This is a genomic window from Haloquadratum walsbyi C23, from assembly GCF_000237865.1.
Classification (GTDB): domain Archaea; phylum Halobacteriota; class Halobacteria; order Halobacteriales; family Haloferacaceae; genus Haloquadratum; species Haloquadratum walsbyi.
Window position 1 is genome coordinate 2,645,267 of sequence record NC_017459.1, and the last position, 19,626, is coordinate 2,664,892.

At 47.3% G+C, this 19,626-nt stretch carries 15 protein-coding genes and 2 pseudogenes; 8 read left to right on the top strand and 9 right to left on the bottom strand.

The genetic code is table 11. From position 1 onward, the window contains the following. Nucleotides 1–52 precede the first annotated feature (52 nt). Entirely contained in the window at nt 53–1,231 is a 1,179-nt protein-coding gene (gene cofG, locus HQRW_RS11900; RefSeq protein WP_014556783.1) for a 7,8-didemethyl-8-hydroxy-5-deazariboflavin synthase subunit CofG, read from the top strand. Nucleotides 1,232–1,271: 40 nt separating this feature from the next. On the opposite strand, the gene HQRW_RS11905 is transcribed toward cofG, so the two are convergent. Together HQRW_RS11905 and cofH are read right to left on the bottom strand one after the other, a co-directional pair. After that, a complete protein-coding gene (locus tag HQRW_RS11905) occupies nt 1,272–1,820 on the bottom strand; it encodes a membrane protein (protein ID WP_011572333.1) in 549 nt (182 codons plus the stop codon). A 211-nt stretch (nt 1,821–2,031) separates the two neighbouring features. After that, nucleotides 2,032–3,444 carry a 7,8-didemethyl-8-hydroxy-5-deazariboflavin synthase subunit CofH gene (gene cofH / locus HQRW_RS11910; RefSeq protein WP_014556784.1) on the bottom strand — a complete coding sequence of 471 codons (1,413 nt, stop codon included), beginning with the start codon at nt 3,442–3,444 and terminating at the stop codon, nt 2,032–2,034. A 369-nt stretch (nt 3,445–3,813) separates the two neighbouring features. Here cofH and HQRW_RS11915 point away from each other — a divergent pair, with 369 nt between their 5' ends. Continuing rightward, nucleotides 3,814–4,893, top strand: a complete 1,080-nt coding sequence (locus HQRW_RS11915) for a phosphoribosylaminoimidazolesuccinocarboxamide synthase (protein ID WP_014556785.1) — start codon at nt 3,814–3,816, stop codon at nt 4,891–4,893. 555 nt (nt 4,894–5,448) lie between these two features. On the opposite strand, the gene HQRW_RS11920 is transcribed toward HQRW_RS11915, so the two are convergent. Continuing rightward, on the bottom strand, nt 5,449–6,432 hold the full coding sequence (locus HQRW_RS11920) for a formyltetrahydrofolate deformylase (protein WP_014556786.1): 984 nt from the start codon (nt 6,430–6,432) through the stop codon (nt 5,449–5,451). Between the two features lie 271 nt (nt 6,433–6,703). Between HQRW_RS11920 and purS the strand changes: the two genes are divergently transcribed. Next, nucleotides 6,704–6,979 carry a phosphoribosylformylglycinamidine synthase subunit PurS gene (purS, locus tag HQRW_RS11930; protein WP_014556787.1) on the top strand — a complete coding sequence of 92 codons (276 nt, stop codon included), beginning with the start codon at nt 6,704–6,706 and terminating at the stop codon, nt 6,977–6,979. Continuing rightward, a complete protein-coding gene (gene purQ, locus HQRW_RS11935) occupies nt 6,976–7,662 on the top strand; it encodes a phosphoribosylformylglycinamidine synthase I (protein WP_014556788.1) in 687 nt (228 codons plus the stop codon). Before purS ends, purQ begins: the two co-directional genes overlap by 4 nt. 112 nt (nt 7,663–7,774) lie before the next feature. On the opposite strand, the pseudogene HQRW_RS11940 reads toward purQ, so the two are convergent. Further along, nucleotides 7,775–8,863: pseudogene (locus tag HQRW_RS11940) on the bottom strand (archaeosine biosynthesis radical SAM protein RaSEA). A 366-nt stretch (nt 8,864–9,229) separates the two neighbouring features. Between HQRW_RS11940 and HQRW_RS11945 the strand changes: the two are divergent. Next, a complete protein-coding gene (locus HQRW_RS11945) occupies nt 9,230–10,447 on the top strand; it encodes a hypothetical protein (RefSeq protein WP_014556790.1) in 1,218 nt (405 codons plus the stop codon). Nucleotides 10,448–10,589: 142 nt separating this feature from the next. On the opposite strand, the pseudogene HQRW_RS11950 reads toward HQRW_RS11945, so the two are convergent. The 3 genes and pseudogenes from HQRW_RS11950 to HQRW_RS11955 all read right to left on the bottom strand — a co-directional run bounded on the left by HQRW_RS11950 (nt 10,590) and on the right by HQRW_RS11955 (nt 13,059). Further along, nucleotides 10,590–11,897, bottom strand: a pseudogene (locus HQRW_RS11950) (RNA-guided endonuclease InsQ/TnpB family protein). Then, complete coding sequence (locus HQRW_RS16575; protein ID WP_231852339.1) at nt 11,839–12,003, bottom strand: hypothetical protein; 165 nt, start codon at nt 12,001–12,003, stop codon at nt 11,839–11,841. Before HQRW_RS16575 ends, HQRW_RS11950 begins: the two are co-directional and overlap by 59 nt. A 138-nt stretch (nt 12,004–12,141) precedes the next feature. Then, nucleotides 12,142–13,059: an MBL fold metallo-hydrolase gene (locus HQRW_RS11955; protein WP_014556792.1), complete on the bottom strand. Its 918-nt coding sequence runs from the start codon at nt 13,057–13,059 to the stop codon at nt 12,142–12,144. A gap of 276 nt (nt 13,060–13,335) precedes the next feature. Between HQRW_RS11955 and serS the strand changes: the two genes are divergently transcribed. The 3 genes from serS (at nt 13,336) to HQRW_RS11970 (ending at nt 16,762) form a co-directional block, all read left to right on the top strand. Beyond that, on the top strand, nt 13,336–14,718 hold the full coding sequence (gene serS / locus HQRW_RS11960; protein WP_014556793.1) for a serine--tRNA ligase: 1,383 nt from the start codon (nt 13,336–13,338) through the stop codon (nt 14,716–14,718). 129 nt (nt 14,719–14,847) lie between these two features. Beyond that, entirely contained in the window at nt 14,848–15,402 is a 555-nt protein-coding gene (locus HQRW_RS11965) for a DUF367 family protein (RefSeq protein WP_014556794.1), read from the top strand. A 385-nt stretch (nt 15,403–15,787) separates the two neighbouring features. Next, nucleotides 15,788–16,762, top strand: a complete 975-nt coding sequence (locus HQRW_RS11970) for an NOG1 family protein (RefSeq protein ID WP_014556795.1) — start codon at nt 15,788–15,790, stop codon at nt 16,760–16,762. A 463-nt stretch (nt 16,763–17,225) separates the two neighbouring features. Here HQRW_RS11970 and HQRW_RS11975 read toward each other — a convergent pair whose 3' ends face one another. After that, a complete protein-coding gene (locus HQRW_RS11975) occupies nt 17,226–18,635 on the bottom strand; it encodes a TIGR00341 family protein (protein WP_014556796.1) in 1,410 nt (469 codons plus the stop codon). Nucleotides 18,636–19,034: 399 nt separating this feature from the next. Beyond that, nucleotides 19,035–19,544, bottom strand: coding sequence for a DUF5813 family protein (locus tag HQRW_RS11980; RefSeq protein WP_011572348.1), 510 nt, complete (start codon nt 19,542–19,544; stop codon nt 19,035–19,037). Between the last annotated feature and the right edge of the window lie 82 nt (nt 19,545–19,626).

A 19,626-nucleotide genomic window follows, 5' to 3' on the forward strand; every position in this document is an offset into this window, starting at 1 on the left:
GACTGTCCGAGAGTCAAACTCTTTTTATGACCGACCTGCAACAATTGCTACGATGTTCCCTGCGGCAGCCGAGTATGATATTGACTTTACGATACCATCTACCAGTATCAATCGGCTTCTCTCTGCGACTCCAGCTGATGTCAACTCGGCAGCGGCGCTCACTTTCTCACGTAATGTTTTTATTCCACTTACAACCGCATGTCGATACACCTGCAGTTATTGCACATACTATGACATTCCTGGGGAGGCAACGCTTCTGTCACCGCAAGAAGTTCGCCATCGTGTTCAAGTCGGTGCAGACGCTGGTTGCACTGAAGCACTCTTTACTTTTGGTGACCGCCCAGATGACCGATATGAGGCGATTCATGCACAACTGGATGTCTGGGGGTTTGATGACATAATCGAATACCTCAATATGTGTTGTCATATTGCACTTGAAGAGGGACTTCTCCCACATTCAAACCCAGGGGATCTTACACTGACCGAGTTTGAGCAACTCGCACCGGTCAATGCAAGTATGGGTGTTATGTTAGAGACCACCGCAGACGTCGATGCACACGCAGGCACGCGGCGCAAGACTCCAGGACAACGATTAAATACGATTCGTGCTGCAGGTAAGGCTGGTATTCCATTCACCACAGGGTTGCTCGTTGGGATTGGTGAAGAGTGGCGTGATCGTGCTGAAAGTCTGCTTGCCATTCGTGAATTGCATGAGCGATATGACCATATTCAAGAAGTTATTATTCAAAATGTTGTCCCGAACGAACGGTCGGATTTTGAACAACCGTCGGTTTCGACGATGCGCCGGGTGGTTGCAATGGCTCGTGTCTGCCTTCCGAAGTCTATCTCGGTCCAAGTCCCCCCAAACCTCTCACCAACTCGTGAATTACTTGATTGTGGTGTTGATGACCTCGGTGGTGTTTCACCAGTGACAGAGGACTACATCAATCCAGACTACGCTTGGCCAGCACTCAGCGAGCTCACAGACATTGCGAGCAGTGCTGGTGTTCCACTTCATGAGCGACTCCCGGTGTATGATAGATATCTTCCAAAACAGATTCGACGAGAGGGATTCACTGGACACCCCGCCGATGGTGGGTGGCTCACAGAATATATCACTGATGCAATTGAGTCTGATGGAGTTCATGGACAACGATATCGTAGTGTTGCCTGTCGAGATGGACCGCTTAATACCAATCACTCGATTAGCGCCGGTGAATCCGCAGATTAACTAATATCCTCAGCGTACATCGATAATGTCTCCAGATAGTCTATAGCTCAAGCCATCGTGGAATATACTTTCGTGTTATCGTATATCCACCAGCAATCACAATACCAATAATTACAATCGCACGGAGCCACCCATCGAAGGTGAGTGCTGCAGGCACCGCAAGGGCAAACGTCAGTGCAAGATCCTCAGGTGCCCCATCATATCGGATAACATACTGTGGTCGAAGCCATTGTTGTCGTGGGTGGATATACACTGCACGCTGAGATGTACGCTCCCATGGACGGAGTTCTTCACCAGCACCAAACCAATCTGAGAGTGAATGTATTCCAGCCGTCAGTAATCCAACGGTAATACCAACAGTGAGTGAGCTTGGAGTCATTATTGTTATGAGTCCAACACTCCCTCCTGCGACCGTGTAATACACTGGAAAGTGTAATGTCCGCCGGTGTGCTCCGATGAAAAAGTCAATATCAGGCAGAATCCCACCAATAATCGCACCGATGGCAGCGGGTATGGCAAAGTCAGGTGCAAAGGTGGCAACAGAGACTGCAAGTAGCAATCCTGCAGCCACGTGAGTTGTGACCATCATCGTGGATAAATCAGATTAATGACCGTAAGTAAATGTATTTATTTTATCAATAGATCTTCATAATCAGGAGCAAACACCGATATAAGTCTCATTCTGACAACAGAGTCTCCAAAACGCGCTTTCGATTCACAGGATCAGACATGAATAAATATATTAATGGGTGGGTATAGACTATTCGTTTCAGAAGCCGGGGAAGAGAGCATGCCACCGACTAGTCATCAGCGACAATGCTTGAGGGGGTCAATCCATTATCATCAGGACCGAGTAGTGGCGTGCCATCGGCTTGTGGACCAAGCATCGGTCCAGAGACCTCAGCATCCGGATTCAACTCATGCCGTCTGGTATAATCTGTTGACCGTTCAACAGGCGTTCGACCAATCGCAGAGATTAATTCAACATAATCAGCAACAGAGCGGAATTCACCGTGTGTCCCGCCCGCACGTGTTGTGATCTCCTCAGAAAGAATCGTACCCATAAAATCATTTGCACCACAATTTAGCAGTTTTAGTGCCTTTTCATCGCCGAATTTTACCCATGATGATTGAATGTTATCAATATTGTCGAGGAATAATCGCGAAACAGCGATCATCAGCTCATCCTCAGCATCGCTTGCTCCGCCAGAGACAACACCACGCTTGTACAGTGGTGTGTTCTGGTGGACAAACGATAACGGGACAAATTCAGTAATTCCACCGGTGCGATCTTGAAGTTCGCGAACTCGTTTTAGATGAGTGATTTGATGAGCAGCGTTTTCTACATGCCCATACATGATTGTTGCTGTAACATCCAACCCAGCCTTAATCGCACCTTCTATCGCGGCTTCCCACTCTGAACTTGACATCTTTCCCGGACAAATCACATCTCGTACTTCATCAACAAGGATTTCTGCGGCGGTTCCCGGTGCAGAATCAAGCCCTGCTTTCCGAAGTTCGGTATAGATTTGCTCATAAGACCAATCGGTACCACGACGAGCGTGATGAGCCTCTTCAGGAGTAATTGAATGAAGATGAACATCACCAACAGACATCGCACGAAGTTGCTCAACATATGTTCCTGGATCTGTCGTGTACTGCTCTGGTGGTTTGTAATTCACCGTTCGCGCAGGGTTATCATACTCGGCAAGGATTTCTCGATGTTCAGCATTGAGCGCAAATGCGGGATGTAATCCAGAAACAGATGTCACCTCCGATATCCCACGATCAACGGCTGCAGCAACAGTTGCTTGAGAGACTGCTGGTGTTTTTGTGAATCCACCATGGTTAACATCTGAGTTTAATTCGAATTGATGGGCACTATCTTTGAAATTACAGAATAAACATCCGGTATTACATGCAGTCGTCACATTGTTATTGAGGTTCGCAACGAACGTGACCGCATCACCAACACGCTCAGCGCGTCGTCGATTGGCGATTTCAAGCACTTTCTCTTTTCGTGCTGTATCAATTCCCGGAGAATCTGTTCCTGTCGTTATTAGTTCAATTCCATCATCGATGCTGAGCCGATCACCAGCGCGGGCAGCGGCAAGAGCGTTCTCGAATGACTGATCGGTCGTTGGGGAAGTCGAGAACTCAAGATCTAATGTTGATTCAGATATCTCATCAGACACCGCCTCATCCGCATCCATAGCAATATACAGCGTATCGGTATCTAAAAAGGAGCCGATATCGGCGGTTTCTGACATTGCCTGTGCAATCAAACCTGTGTAGTAAGTAATTCATAAATGGTGTTCTGACTGTATTGACTCGGGCTATATGTTTTCAGACTATTTTCAGATTTTCATCCGGCATGCTCAGAGAGTTAGTAATGACCGCTCAGACTGTGTTGTATCGCCGTCGATTGATTAGAATGTCAAGAGTGAGTGCATCATATCACAAACCACTGGCGTTCCCCACGAGGTCAGGTCTTGAGTCACATGTCACCAATTCTGAGATAATGCAACGAGACTAAATTCAATTTGGAAGGCTTCTTACTCACGGCTATCACCCATGAGCGTATGACGAGTGTCAAGGAGTTTCTTGTTGAAACAGAACCGACGACAACAGGTTATGGTCGTGGACGGTTCGTGTTCACCGATCAATACTCTGTATTTGATTGGGGAGCAATGCCGGATCAGATTCCGCATAAAGGTACCTCACTGTGTACAATGGGGGCATATAATTTCGAATTACTCGAAGAAAATGGAATCTCAACGCATTATATCGGTGTTGTGCGACCGTCAAAAGCTGAAACGACCACCATAGATAATCAATCATCGGATGAATCTGATCATATCACTACAGACCCATGCAGTCTCGATGCATGCTCAACAGCACCGACAGAGATGGCAATCAAACTGACACAGGTTCCAGCGCTTCCATATGACGATGGAGCATACGACTATGAATCATATCACGAAGCTGGCGGTCAAAACTATTTAATCCCACTTGAGGTCGTCTTTCGCAATTCCGTACCTATTGGATCAAGTCTTCGTGATCGAAAATCACCACAGGAGTATGATATCGATGCTGACGCATGGCCGTCAAATCCTGTTGAGCTTCCTAAGCCGGTTATTGAATTCTCAACAAAGTATGAGGAACAGGACCGGTATCTCGACCGAGAGGAAGCCGAGCGGATTGCTGGGGCTGCGAGTATAGACACATTAGAAGAGCTTGCAGTGAGTGTGAATCGGATCATAACACGCGAAGCAGAGAAGCGTGGATTTGTTCATGAAGATGGAAAAATCGAATGTTTATATCACGACGGTGAAATTATTCTCGCGGATGTTGTTGGGACATTTGATGAGAATCGATTCGGATATAATGATCAAGAGGTCTCGAAAGAGGTCATTCGACAGCAATACAAACAAATCGACCCCGAGTGGGTCTCCGCCGTCACCGACGCGAAGCGTCAAGCGAAGATACAAGATGTAGCTGACTGGCGGGGGCACTGTGACCGCTCACCAACGCCATTGCCACAGCCGTTCATCAATACTATTTCAGACCTGTATGCGGCTGGGACAAATGCATACGTAGATGCACAATGGTTTGATGCCCCGTCAATAGAGATGGCTATCGAGAATGTACAGGAATTTTAATAGCAACTACTCAGAGCGCTGTGTAGATGAAATATAATGTGATTTTGATATAATAACTCACACCAAGCGTCAATCTAATTGACGCACTACGGATCGAGTGACTTGTGGAACATCTGCTGTACTCTTTACACTTAGGCGTTCAACTGACAGACCACGCAGACGGTAAGCGAGTCGGATGAAGTGAGATACGTCATCTCAATGCTAAGATATGGTTACGGAAGTACGAAAAAAAGCATCACGCGTTGACGCCGGGATGAATCTGACAACCTCCACATGAATTACATTCGACATGTCAAACTGATGTTTTAGATAACTTGAAGTCGTGGTTAATCATAATTGAGACGGTCTACCAAGTCCTCTCAATCGGATAACATCGGGATTCACTCGTTTTAACCGAAAGGTATCTGATTCCGAATCGAAATAGGGTGCAGATAATAAGAAGTACCTCTGAACCGCTGGTCGGCATAGCCAGTAGTCGTCATCGAGGCGTGTATAAACCATACCCATCCTAATCCAGCGGTACAATACCGCGAGAATCCTTGCTCTTCAGGGCTATCAGTCATCGACGACATCTGAGGCCGGTTCTGATGTCGTATCAGTATCACTCTCATGAGTGTCGATTGGATCATCCGGTTGAATTGCCTCGATATCTTTCGGTAGACCAAGTTGGTATTCAGATGAATCAGTGCCAGAGTGAAGTCCTGTACGACCACGGTGAACAGAGATAGTATTATTCAGATGCAATTCAATAGCCTCTAATAATGCATCAGCCTCAAGCGGCTGTCCCCGATTGCGGATTGTCTCTACATCGGCATCATCGGGCACATCAAATGCTCGTTGAGTAATAATTGGTCCCTGATCGAGATCAGTTGTGACATAATGCGCAGTCACCCCAGCAATGCGGACGCCCTCTTCTTTTGCCTGTCGGTAGGCAGCAGCCCCTGGAAATGATGGGAGAAGTGATGGGTGAACATTGATGATTCGGTCTTCATACCGAAACACAATTTTTGGACTAAGAATGCGCATATATCGCGCAAGAACGGCAAGATCGATCTGATATTCATCGAGAACAGAAAGCATCTGATCTTCATCTGGAATTCCACTATCATCACCGATATCGACAAATGGGATTTCATACTGCGTCACAAGCGGTTCGAGATTACCATGATTTCCAATAACGACTGAAAGCTCAGCGTCAAGCTCACCTGTCGCATGGGCTTCTAATAGTGCCTGGAGACAATGACTTTCCTTCGTGACAAAAACAGCAATTCGCTTGGTTTCACGATCCGTTGGAAATCGGATTTGGATATCAACTTCAAGATCATCACCGAGTTCGGTCAGTGTCTCCCGAAGCGTTGATTCAGTACAAACCATCTCATCTATATCCGCACGAAGTGTCATACGAAACATCCCTTCGCGAATAGCCTGGTCGATATCAACGATATTAATCCCACGCTCGAAGAGTAATGTCGTAATATTTGCAACAATTCCAGTCTTATCATCACCAACAACGGTGATCTCTGTCAATTCACCTGTCACCGTCTACACCTCTACGTATTGAAACAACACAGATTTGTATGTGAGCCTGCGGTCGCAGTTCCATCAATATATGTATATTCGTCCCCGGGAAAAAACGTGTCTGTCTGGCAGTTCGAGTCGATTAATGAAACCTCAAAAGTGAAATACCCGTGGAGGATTTCATTATTAACTGAGGCGTAGCGCTCCTGCGTTGTCACATCTGAATGTACATAGATCTGTATATACATCGAGTTCAAAACGATTTTTATCTATGCTCATCCAATGATTATCAATGAAGATGTACACAGCAACAGTCACGGTACGGCTCAAATCTGGTGTCCTTGATCCAGAAGCCGAAACAACACGGCGTGCTCTTGAGCGACTTGGATTCGAGGTTGAAGCACTCCGCTCTGCAGATCGATTTGAGGTTGATATTGAGGCTGACTCCGCAGAGAAAGCCGCAACACGAGCAGACGAGATGGCGGAACGTCTCCTGGCAAATCCAACAATTCACGACTATGAAGTCACCGTTGAGCAACACACTGTCCCATCGGGATCACAGCAATGACCGTTGTTGTCGTACAGTTTGGTGGGTCAAACTGCGATCGTGATGCGGTCCACGCTCTTCAGCATATTGGTATTGATGCTACGCGTGTTTGGCACGAGGACGGACTGAATGACTCTGTTGAGAATCTTGATGGAATTATTCTTCCTGGTGGGTTTTCATACGGTGATTATCTTCGTGCAGGCGCAATGGCAGCTCATTCCCCAATTGTTAACGATATCCAAGCAGCCGCCGAACGTGGGATTCCTGTTCTTGGTGTCTGCAATGGCGCACAAGTTGGATGTGAGTCTGGGCTTACCCCTGGGGCGTTTACCACAAATGACCGTGCCCGGTTCCAGTGTGAGACAGTGCATCTTCGTGTTGAAAACGCTACTACTCCGTGGACAGAGGCATATGAAACGGGCACTGTCATTGAAATCCCAATCGCACACGGCGAGGGTCGATTTGAGATTACAGAAAGTGAATATGAAATGCTCAAAAATGACAATCAAATCCTCTTTCGATACTGTGATTCGAGTGGTAATATCACCGATGATGCAAATCCAAATGGCTCTCGCGGTAATGTTGCTGGTATTACTGGAAATTATGATACCGTCGCTGTATTAATGCCACATCCTGAACGCGCCACACTTCCTGAGTTAGGACGGAGCACCGACGGAAAAGGGATCCTACAGGCGTTTGGCTGAGCTAGATTGGAGAGAATCTTATCAATATTCCGGGATATAAACGACTGATTAGCGTACCCTTGGTGATTAGAGCATTCAATCGATGCGCTCAAGATATTTTGAATTCATATTGCTATCGCGTTAGCGGTTGGGCATAACTTGACTCTGCTTCTAATACGTATGACCATTTAATTTGACAATCACACTCGACTTGTTTGAATACGCTTGGATCCTGTCGGCGGTTATAATCTTTAATCGCAGTTTGGACACGCTCATCACACTCGCCACAGTTATGAGGACCGTCGTCAAAATCGTGCCCGTTCCCAACGGGATCAAAAACGACGATTGCATCAACATCAGACGTTAACTCAAGTACCTTACTGACAGATCATAGCCACGGTGGTCGGTACCCATCTTCAGAAAATAACGTATCAACCACTGTATATCGCTGGACGTCGGCTGAATTCATCGACACAGTGTGACAACCGTTGATGTTTGCACATTGTCGGACCGATTCAACCATGTCATCAACAGCCTCAGATTCCGTGAGGAACGGTGGTTTCAGTAGTGGACACCCCTTGACGCCAACACCCACATCCGAGGGAGTCATATCATTAGCATGGCACACCTCAGCGCAGGCATCCTGAAAATCGGTGAAATCAAACTACTCATTTATACGGTCATGCCTGATGCGGTCAGTCGTTGTCTCAACCCTAATCGCAACATCTGTTGCGAGACCAAGTTCAGTGAATGTCCTGAGCTTTTCTCGATTCACAAAGTCAGGAGATGATTCAATGACAATCCGATCCCGGTCAGCAAACGTCTCAGTGATTGCGACTCGAAACTTCATGGATACCTCATGCTCATCAAGGAATGATCCCGATGTGTATATTTTCACTAAGTCAGCAGGCTCATCAATAGCTGCTGTTTCATGCTCAAGACAGAGGTCAATCTGGTTCATTATGACATCATGATTAACACTCCCGTCATCAACGGATTCAGCAACATACCCGCGCAGTGTGCACCCACCAGTGTTGAGAATGATATTAAGTGAACTGACAACACCATCGGGTGTGTTATTTTCATCAATCCACACTCGTGTCGGCTTATGTGGCTCATGTTGTGTGTGTTTTTCATTACAGATTTCTTGTATTAGTTGATTATACGCATCCCTTCCACGACCCTGTTTGTACACTTCTGGGTTCGGGCAATGGTGACTCATTATGATACATATCAGATGATTCGATATATCAGCATTGCCTACAAATGTTGATCACCAATATACCCTATCCGCCCGCGTTGTCCGTCCATTGAGGGTATGAATGAGAGATTTAGATCATCGGGTGTTCTGATGTCGTGGATAGAAAGCACGTCGTCGAAACAGGAAGTATCGGGTCTTTGATACTCCGTGAAACATTTTGAATCATCGGTTTTACACAACAGTATCAGCAGCTACTCTATGACAAGATTTTGGATTGAATTCCTCAATAATTTTTCAGGAACACTATAACCCAAGGCGATTCACAAACCCGACTCTCATGTGGGTGTGTGACGAACTGTTCATGAGTATGCGATGTAAATATATGATGTGCCCACACGACGGACAGTCATAGCAGCCCTCACTACTGTCGGGACAGCAGCTCTCAGTGGATGTGGTAGCTTTGATAATACAGCAGATAATAACTCTGATGAGTTAACAAGCGAAGAATCAACTGAGGCGGCTGTGGTGCCTGAGACAGCAACAACTGACGGAGTTAAATCAACACAGGTGTATCGGGCTCAGGATCCAGCCGCAAACGTTGATTCACCAGTTAATATCTTTGTTCGCGCCGCCGGGTCAACGCTCCGCTACGTGACGGTCGTTATTACTCAGCAAAATTCACGCACGAATAAGCGCACTGTCACATCGAAGAATACGATGGATGAATCAACGATAGCACAGACGGAGGTGCTTGCTGAAAGCGTGACAGTCGCTCCAAGTGGGCGTGCGCGTAAACGTCAAATTCCTACCAGTATTGCTCGCTCAGGAGTATACACTGTGCGTGTCTCGACAGCTGATGGACAACAAAAACGTGGGTTGCTTCATGTTGATGCTGTTCATGACGATCTCACAGTGACAGTCGGACCGTCAATTCGAATTCGACAACCTGTCTATTGTACACCAGATTGTGGGTATATTGGACGTGGAGGGAGCACAGCGCCACTCGGAGATGTGCAGTGGCCACAAGCAGGCGCATTAACAGGATATTCACTCAAAATTGCCAATGTAACATCAACGTCTCGTCAAGTCATTGTGATGGTTGATGCCGACAACCGTCGTGTGCTTGAATACGATTACCACCCTCCCCCAGGCACAGTGCTCCAGTTCCCAACAATCCCACCACTTCGACAAATTCGAATTACAATCAAATCAGAAAGCGATCGTTGGGAATCTGTATTCGACGGGACACGACCCACAACAGTTCCGCTTATGATTTCTACAGAGGGGATTGATCTCGATGGATGGTCAGATGCAACAGCTGACCTACGGATGCGCAATGAGCGCTCCCAACGTCAAGTCACTGTCCGTGCACATCAAGATGGCCGTGTCGTCGCTACGGCGAGTGCACGACTTGACCAGGGTTCAACAAAGCGTGTCTCAGACTTCCTACGTGGTCCCGGTGCGTATCGAGTGTCAATGACTGCTGGATCCACAACATCAGATAGCGCCCGCTTACTTGAACAACAGCGGACAGTGCTTCTTACTGAATCGAGTACACTCCTTATCCGTGCTCGCGATGGTGTCGATGGGTTTTTAGTCGGTTGAGTAGGTCTTTTTCATCTTCTAAGATAATTTATCAGAAGACAAGGCGAATACCCCGAGGCTTGACTCGGGGTGAGGTCAATATATGATGAATCTACCTGATTAGTGAATAAATAATCTTAAGATACTCGTGAACTACCCCGCCCTACTCAGCAACGCTTCGCGTTGCTTCCGTGAGGGCGGGGCTTCCTGCTTCTACGACGCGACTTGCATCCACGACGATAGACAATGAGTCGCCACCGTCAGTAGACACAGTGGTCGCAGCCTCCACAGGCGTTAACGAGAACGAAGCTCTCATTCGCACATCAGAATCGCCGTGCGGCTCTGAGGACGTTGCTTCGGAGTGAACCACTCCTAGTTTGGCGAGTCCTCTGTTGAGGACGTCGAGAGCCGCGTTCCAATCTCTATCAACTTCGAACCCACATGTCGGACACGAATGCTCGCGCACCCACAGCGGCTTGTGCGTTTCAACGCCACACAACGCGCATTCCCTGCTCGTCCCACGCGGGTCAACCTGCACGACGTGACATCCGTTCTTCTCACCGTGATGGTCGAGAATCGTGATGAAGTCGCGCCAGCCAACCTCGGTCTTGTTCCGCGCGTTCTCCGAGGATTCGAGCATCCCTTTCATGATGAGGTTTTCGACGAACACGGCGTCATACTCCGTGGTGTAGAAGTGCGCGAGTTTGTACTTGATACTTGAAGTCGTGTTTCTTGTTCGACATCTGCGCGTGAACATTCGCTACACATCGTCGTTGGTTCTCCCAGTTGTTCGAGTAATATTCCTTCCGCGAGAGCGAGCGTTGCTCGCGGTCGAGTCGTTCTCGCTCGTCGGACAAGTCAACTCTCCCGACGGAACGCCTATCCGAGTCGTGGATGAAGCTGAGGACGCCGATGTCAAGTCCTACTGTCTCATCTGAGTCGATATCTTCGACGGCGGGTTTATTCGGCGTCTCCGTCTCGATGCAGAAGCCGGCGTATCACGCGCCAGTGGAGTCCTTTTTGAGTGTGACTTCTTTGATTGACTCATGATCTGGAAGGTCTCGATGTAAGCGAATCGGGATTTGGCGGGTTTTGCTTTTGAGTTTCTTGAGGATGAGAACGCCTCGACGTTTGTGTCACTCTTTTTATCGAGTTCGAAGCCCGACTGTCGATACGTGAGATTCCTGAAATCTTGTGGACGCTTTCAGTTCACCGACACAACGTCGTAGTCTTTGGCTTTGAGTTTCCCGAGGTTTTGAATGTTGTCTCGGATTCGCTCGACCGCCTTCTGCAAGACCGTCGAGTAGACTTGTTTGAGGTCGGGTCACCAGTCTTTGAGCGCAGGGAGCATGTCTCGAATCATTACCATCCAGACGCGCTGGCGAAGCGTACCTGTGTCCTAGGGTATTTGTTCAAATTCGGTGAGCGCGTGGTTGTATAGTTGTCGCACGGTGTTCCGTTGCCAGTCCATCACTCCGCGTTGCTCCGTCGTCGGGAACAACCGGAAGCGTGGGCTGTAGTTCATATGGTGTATCTAACTGTAGAAATTGGCGTATGTTAAGCATACGAACCGGCATAGTTGTGCCTCGTGTGGGCGCTGTATACCCTCCGTACTCGCTCCCTTCGGTTGCTGCTTGAGGAAGGGGGCTTAGCGCCCTCTCTTTTGGCTAAATATGATTTCTGAGTGAGGCAATGACTCATCAAATGACAATAACTCAGTCTGTTTGTGCTGCTTGCCAGTCCAGGTATGCAAGAACACCACGAACATTCAATCGCGCTTCAGCTCGTGCTTTTTCTGCACCCCACACATCGATAAGCTCGGCATTATCGCTGAAGTATTGAATTACATCTTCATCTGAATTGGCTTCGCCTCGTTTCTGTCGGACAGCTTCAACCCACTCGACAAGCGCACGTTTGTATGAAGACAATAATTCATCATCATATACCCGCGGACCAAAGTGTCCAAAACATAATGTCTCAGGTGCCATCGAATCGATCGCACGTACATCATCAAGACATGTCTCAAGATTGAACTGTGATGGTGGTGAGGTCTGCTGGACACGATCCTGCATAGGAATATAAATTCCGGCAGCATCACCGGTAAATAGTGTGTCTTCGGTTGTATCATAGAACATCATTTGATGGAGTGCGTGCCCCGGTGCAGCGACTGCTGTGAGTGATCGATCTCCGAGATGAACCGTATCTCCGTCGGTAAGCGCATTAATTCGAGACGCAGGAGCAGGATTAGGCTCAACGTAGTACTGCCATTGTTCACCGACGGCTGCTCTTGTTCCTTCAATGAGCTGTGTTGGGTCTGAAAGGTGCGGTGCAGCACGCTCATGAGTGTGAACTGTTGCATTTGGGCAATCAGCAAGTAAAAATCCTGCTCCCCCCGCGTGATCAAGATGGGCATGTGTCACAAATAAATGCGCAAGCGAGTTGGTGTCAATATCAACACGACCAAGCGCATCAATAATGCGTTCATAATTTGTTCCAATACCTGTATCGACAATCGCGGGCTGGTCTGCATCGATAATATATACTGACCCATATCCTGGCGTCTCATACATCCCAGTATCCATATAGTAAATGTCATCAGCAGTGTCTACCGTGGCAATATCACCGATATCCATAATTGTATGCCAACTCGTATTAGCAAAAATGTACAGGTTGTGAGCTACCGAAGGTAATAAATATACCTTTTCACTCATACCCTCGCTAGTCTCAACTAGTCTGAGGCACGTACAATTACTCGATAATATGCAAAATAGGGTCCGTTATATTCGAACCGGAGATGTTTCACCGATACATCAAGTATATGATTACATCTGCTTCACTCTTGAGATTACCCATCGTCGATTAGCTCCCGATGCGACACGGTTTTGCCGTATCCACAAGAATCGCCAGCTATGATTGATCGGCAACTGCTTCGTGAAAACCCTGATGCAATCCGGGGAGCCCTTGATGAAAAAGGGGTGACAGACGTCAATCTTGATCAGATTCTCACTCTTGATCAAGAATGGCGCGAACGTAAAGCTCGCGGGGATGAACTCCGACATGAGCGAAATCAAATTTCGTCGAAGATTGGCAAACTAAAAGCTGCTGGTGATGAAGACGCCGCATCAGAAGCAATCACGCAGTCACAAGAATTAAAAGATGAACTTGAGGAGATCGAGCGCGAAGCCGACAAATTAAAATCTGAACTCGATACGGCAATGCTCAAGATCCCACAAGTGCCAGATGATGCGGTTCCAGTTGGAACAGATGAATCGGAAAACGTTGAGCGGCGGCGTGAGGGATTTGATTCGCTCCGCTCGCTGCCTGATACTGTTATTCCGCATTATGATCTTGGCGAAGAATTAGAAATACTTGATTTCGAGCGAGGCGCCAAAGTGACAGGCGGTGGGTTCTATTTCGCGAAAGGCGATGGTGCCCGACTTGAGCATGCTCTTGTGCAATTCATGCTTGATATTCACCGTGAACAAGGATATCAGGATGTTTTCCCGCCAATCCCGGTCAATTCACAATCAATGGTTGGAACCGGACAGTTCCCAAAATTCACCGAGGATGCTTACCGTATTGGTGAGACAAATGATGAACCGTGGGATAATGATGATTTATGGCTCTGTCCAACGGCTGAAGTCCCAGTCACGAACATGTATCGTGATGAGATTTTGTTAGACGATGATCTACCGGTGAAAATACAGGCATACACCCCAAACTTCCGTCGGGAAGCAGGAGAGCATGGAACCGAGACCCGTGGTATTGTTCGTGTTCATCAATTTAATAAGGTCGAATTAGTGAATTTTGTTCGCCCGGAAGATAGCGCTGAGCGATTTGATGGACTGCTTACGGAAGCCGAGGTTGTGCTCCAACGGCTTGGACTACCATATCGGATTCTTGAGATGTGTACAGGTGATTTGGGCTTCACACAGCGGAAAAAATACGATATTGAAGTCTGGGCACCAGGTGACGATATGGCGACCGGTCCAGACATTGGTGGTCGGTGGCTTGAGGTATCATCTGTGTCAAACTTCGGTGCATTTCAATCACGGCGAGCAGGACTTCGATATCGACCTGAACGACATGAATCAGCCTCATATCTCCATACACTGAATGGCTCAGGGGTTGCTGTTCCTCGTGTAATGGTTGCAATTATGGAGTATTATCAGAATGATGATGGCACAATTACCATTCCAGAACCACTTCAACCATACATGAACGGTCTAAATGTAATTGAGGGACATGACCCAGTTGGCGAGGCAGCGGTTGGTGCTGGAAAGCGTGAGTAACCACTTACGAATAAGTTTTTAATATGCACACATAATCTATGATACGTTTGTTGCGGTCGATATTCGAATCTATATTGGAGTATACAGGATAATAAATGCATCACAGAGTCTACAATAAAAAGATGATACATGTCTTCAGGTAATCGTCAATATCAAGCGTCTAATTCCTCTTCAGAGTCATCATACCAACTGCATATCCGGTATGAAGGCGACGATGACCCCGCAAAATGTACCGCACGAAAGCTCGAACGGTTTGACCTTGCAACACTGCACAACTCAGATCGTACAACACCATATGGGGTTGTGCTCAATCCGCACGCCGATCGTGCTCTTTCACCTGCGGATGACGCTGTGGATACTCTTGTTGCGCTTGATTGCTCATGGGAATCTGCTGGTGAAGCACAGTTTACACTCCCCGGCGTTCATCGAGCACTTCCATATCTTGTCGCCGCCAATCCAATCAATTTTGGGCAGCCAATGCAGTTGACGACGGTTGAGGCGATTGCTGCTGCCCTGTGGATTTTTGATTATCCAGAGTATGCACGTCAAATTCTTGCAAAGTTTACTTGGGGGAAGACATTTCTTGAACTCAATGCTGAACCGTTAGATCGATATGCGGACTGTACAGATTCTGCTGCAGTCGTGGAAGTGCAGTCTGAATATCTCAATCGCGATGGAAATTAATAGATCATTTATTAGTAATATATTAAGTGTTAATCTAATCATATAATCGATATGTTATGCGCTTTGATTCTCCTGTCTGCGTGAATGTGAGGAAATTCTGAGCAGTTAAATATTACATTGTTTGAGCTTGTGTTGATGCTTGCACTCGTGCTAATATCGGTGTTGTTATACTGTTGGCTATAACTACGTGGAGATTTCCGGCACCCCGGGGTGCTGAAATCCTTCGTGTGACTATAGCCAACAGTATTAGCACCATCCGGTAACGTGAACAACCTCACCTCAAGGGTCGGGGTTCTCGCCCTGCTCCACCTATAGATCATAGGATTTCCGTACTTCTCCCTGAGACGAACGTGTTTTTATTGCTCGACGACATTTTTTATATACCATGATTTTTGAGTCTCTTCCGACAACTCCACGCTCGTCGGAACTTATTGATAAAGCCTTCTCGCGGGCTGCTCGGTCTGGACGGGCGAAATCAGGTCTAAAAGCTCAGCAGTCGATGTTACAGACAGCCTCAGCTATTCTCTCTGATAACCTCGAGAATGTCGTCACGCAGTGGCCTGATTTCGAATCTGTTGATCCATTTTATTATGAACTTGCCGATGCTATCGTCGATGTCGACGCACTTCGTCAAAGTCTCTCTCGTGTGACATGGACAAGTCGACAAATTGGGACACTCCGACGAGAGTATCAATCGAAATTACGAAAAACCGAATCGAAGACAGCGCGGAAACACAGAAAACAAGCCTTTGCTCGGATGGCAGACCTCGTCGAAGATATTGCAGATGATCTCGATCAGATTGGCTCGGCTCGTGATGCAGTAAAAAACCTTCCCGATATCCGTCCCGATGAACCTGCAATCGTCGTTGCTGGGTATCCGAACGTTGGAAAATCATCGTTTGTTAATGCTATTACTCGCGCTGATAATAAGATTGCACACTATCCATTCACCACAACTGGTATTCATGTTGGACATTTTGAGCGGAATCGAATTCGATACCAGATTGTCGATACACCTGGATTGTTAGACCGACCAGCGACCGAACGGAATGATATTGAACGACAAGCAGTCAGCGCAATTGAACATCTGGCGGATATTATACTCTTCATGACAGATGCTAGTGAAGCCTGCGGGTATCCACTAGCAGACCAACTGGCGCTTCGTGATGATGTCATAGAACGATTCCGTGAGCGCGAAATACCAGTGTTAACCGTGAACAACAAAAGCGATCGATCAGAAGCAATCGCTGCTGACTGTCAAATGAGTATTAAATATGATGAGGGGATTGACACTGTCCTCACGACGACCGTTGATGCTGCTGGATGGGAACCCGATATCCCCCCGTCTCGACAGGCATAATTCATACATTGTGTCTCAGTTTGCAGTCAAACTCAAACTTTTTAATAATTACGAGGCTTGGCCCCCTTCCTCAAGGAGTGAGTAAAACGAACGAATAAGCAGGGGATACCGCCGTGCATTATCTTGCCAAGGCATGAGTAGCATGTTTTCTCGTTAAATTGTGACGAGCAGTATTCATCAGACTGACTTGGAGTGGGATACTAACCACGGTCAGCCTGAGTTATCATTGTCACTATTAAATAGGGCTGGGACAGTCCGACTCAGAACGTCTATGGAGACTGGTAGCACTGTGGGTACGCGTCATCCGGACGTACCGCTTGCAAATGCCGTCACAGAAGTAGAAAGTCCGATGCGAGAACACGGAAGCCCCACCCTCACCGGAGCGATAGCGGAGTCGGGTGGGGCGGTTCACTTCTAATATCACTGTCTTTGACCTTTATATATCGTTGATACTAACTAATGATCATGTTCGTTCGACAGGAATGTATCTGAGTTCGACGGTGATTGCTCTCGTTGAATGTGTATTGCTTGATTCCCTCGTAGGTGATTCAGCATCAGCAGGTGACATTGCCCTGGGGTGACTACGGTTCTGATCGATAAATGGGATTTTTGCACCGATATACGGTGTGACTGGCGCAATTGATTCAATCCGCGCGTCAATTGCATCGGCAATAGCAGGAGGCTCAGTCGTGGAGGGATACCCAACAGTCACAATAACCTGCTGTGGCGTTCTGGCAGGGAATCCGCTGTATGTGACGGTGAGGTCAAGCATTATTGCCTCTGGTGGTAATTCAGCGTTAATTGCAGCATTGGTCTGCTCTTCGAAGGCGGCTGTTTGTGCGCTGCTGTATGTAAAACCAGCAAGTGCCGAGGAGAGTATAATTAACGCGACGGTTAAAACCGCAATGCGCGTCAAGGTTGTTGAACGCGCCTCTGATGTGCGAAACCATGACTGTGGTCGATATCCAAGTTGCCACAATGCAATGAGTGCAACAAGATTTATTGCGATAAAGTTTACCAAAACGAGAATGGCTGACCCAGCGACAACCCGTGGGGTTCCCCATGCAAGTCCAATACCGACGACTGCTGTTGGCGGGACAAGTGCGGCGGCAATCATCACGCCAACAAGTGCAGTTGAAACGCCAGAGGCAAGCGATACAGCACCTGCTGCACCTGCACCAAGTGCAATCACTAGCGAGAGAACATCAGGTGCAAGTCGTTGACTCACCTCGCCGATTTCGAACACTTCAACCGCACTAAGAGGAACAATCTGCACCGTTCGAAGCATGAATGCAAACCCAGCAGCCGATACAATGGCGAGAACGCCTCCAAGGATCTGCAGTTTGACACCACGAGCGACCAATGAGGTATCATCGACAACAGTACCAACACTTGTTGACATCGCCGGTCCAATAAGTGGTGCAATGACCATCGATCCGACCACTACTGCCGGTGAGTCAAGTAGGAGTCCGGCTGTAGCAACTATGGCGCTGACGATTGTCATCAAAATAAATGGTCCAATCCCTGGAGCAAGTTCATTGGCACGAGCGAGCAATTCATCGCGGGCAATCCGGTCGCCATCAGTTGTATCATCACTGTCATTGCTATACGCCTCATCAAGCTCATTGAATTTGTCTGAAACTACTGTTTCAGCCTCAAGGACAACTGTCGTTGCATCTGTATCGATGCCTACTGTTCGAAGCTGATCCAAAACTGGCTCAACAGCCGCTGTTGGAAGAGGGAACGTGATGATAGCCTCATATTCATCAGTGCCTGTTTCATCAGTAATAGCATACTCAATGTTTTCATCAGTAATGACCTCAACAACAGCATCACGTGTCCCAGCTGGGACCAGCACCTGAACAAAACGCACATCAGAATCTCAGCGTCTGTCATCAAAGGTGTTTGTGCTCAAGTCTATTATATTGACATTGCTAAGAAAACGCACCTGGGATATATTCTAGACATTTATACAGTGCAAGGAGAATGTCCCGGGGTTTTGATATGACCATGAGGCGATTCACACCCAAATGTCACCTATTATATTCACAGCTGAGTTACATGAAAATGGGTGATAAAAAATTATTGATAACTCTCAATTTTGCTTCTTACTCATTAATAGACATTACTCACAGAGGATAGATGCGTATATTGCGAAAGTGCGAAGGAAATCCCCCGTACGTCAGCGTGGCGTATAAGTCCGATACCAGGGACACACGATTGACGCACTGTCTTGCGAAGGAGTCCTCACGATTTTACTGTAGGGAAGATATCAAAGCGGCGTTCCGCCTTTTTTTCCACCAGCAGCATCAGATGCTCGTTGGATGAGTTGCGTGACTGGGTCGGTATAATCATATCCAGGAATCACACCTTCAACATACGTCCCCTCAGCAAATTCAACGAGTGAAACAGCATCATCAACCCCTCGTGATGGGTCAATATCAGTGAATGTCGTCTCAACGACTGCGGTATCATCTTTGCGTGTCGTTTTAATATCAAGCGTTTCGTGCCCTCGTGTTGCGCTTTCAGCATCAGCCATACGACGACCAAATGTGTCAACCCAGCCTTTCTGAACGGGAGGTGCGACATGACCGTCGACGACTGCATCAATCATTGGAACAGTTATGACGACTGAGAATATAGCAGCACCATCTGCTGTCTCAATACTAATATCACCATCAAAAACGGTTGTCGTTACTGCATATACATCGTCATCTCCATCTGACTCAATCGAATCATGCAGTGCAACGGCGCGGTCAGTCCGTTCACGTATATCACTCATATTATATTGCTTGTTTTGAATGAACAAAAGCCGCTCGTCATTCGGTGTTCATCATATAAATATTGTGATAATTAATCACTGT

Excerpts from the sequence above, each read along its gene's own strand:
- HQRW_RS11905 (WP_011572333.1), bottom strand. The coding sequence starts at position 1,820 with ATGATGGTCACAACTCACGTGGCTGCAGGATTGCTACTTGCAGTCTCT.
- HQRW_RS16575 (WP_231852339.1), bottom strand. The coding sequence starts at position 12,003 with ATGCCGGTTCGTATGCTTAACATACGCCAATTTCTACAGTTAGATACA.
- purQ (WP_014556788.1), top strand. The coding sequence starts at position 6,976 with ATGACCGTTGTTGTCGTACAGTTTGGTGGGTCAAACTGCGATCGTGAT.
- cofG (WP_014556783.1), top strand. The coding sequence starts at position 53 with ATGTTCCCTGCGGCAGCCGAGTATGATATTGACTTTACGATACCATCT.
- purS (WP_014556787.1), top strand. The coding sequence starts at position 6,704 with ATGAAGATGTACACAGCAACAGTCACGGTACGGCTCAAATCTGGTGTC.
- serS (WP_014556793.1), top strand. The coding sequence starts at position 13,336 with ATGATTGATCGGCAACTGCTTCGTGAAAACCCTGATGCAATCCGGGGA.
- HQRW_RS11915 (WP_014556785.1), top strand. The coding sequence starts at position 3,814 with ATGACGAGTGTCAAGGAGTTTCTTGTTGAAACAGAACCGACGACAACA.
- HQRW_RS11965 (WP_014556794.1), top strand. The coding sequence starts at position 14,848 with ATGTCTTCAGGTAATCGTCAATATCAAGCGTCTAATTCCTCTTCAGAG.
- HQRW_RS11955 (WP_014556792.1), bottom strand. The coding sequence starts at position 13,059 with ATGGATATCGGTGATATTGCCACGGTAGACACTGCTGATGACATTTAC.
- HQRW_RS11980 (WP_011572348.1), bottom strand. The coding sequence starts at position 19,544 with ATGAGTGATATACGTGAACGGACTGACCGCGCCGTTGCACTGCATGAT.
- cofH (WP_014556784.1), bottom strand. The coding sequence starts at position 3,444 with ATGGATGCGGATGAGGCGGTGTCTGATGAGATATCTGAATCAACATTA.
- HQRW_RS11970 (WP_014556795.1), top strand. The coding sequence starts at position 15,788 with ATGATTTTTGAGTCTCTTCCGACAACTCCACGCTCGTCGGAACTTATT.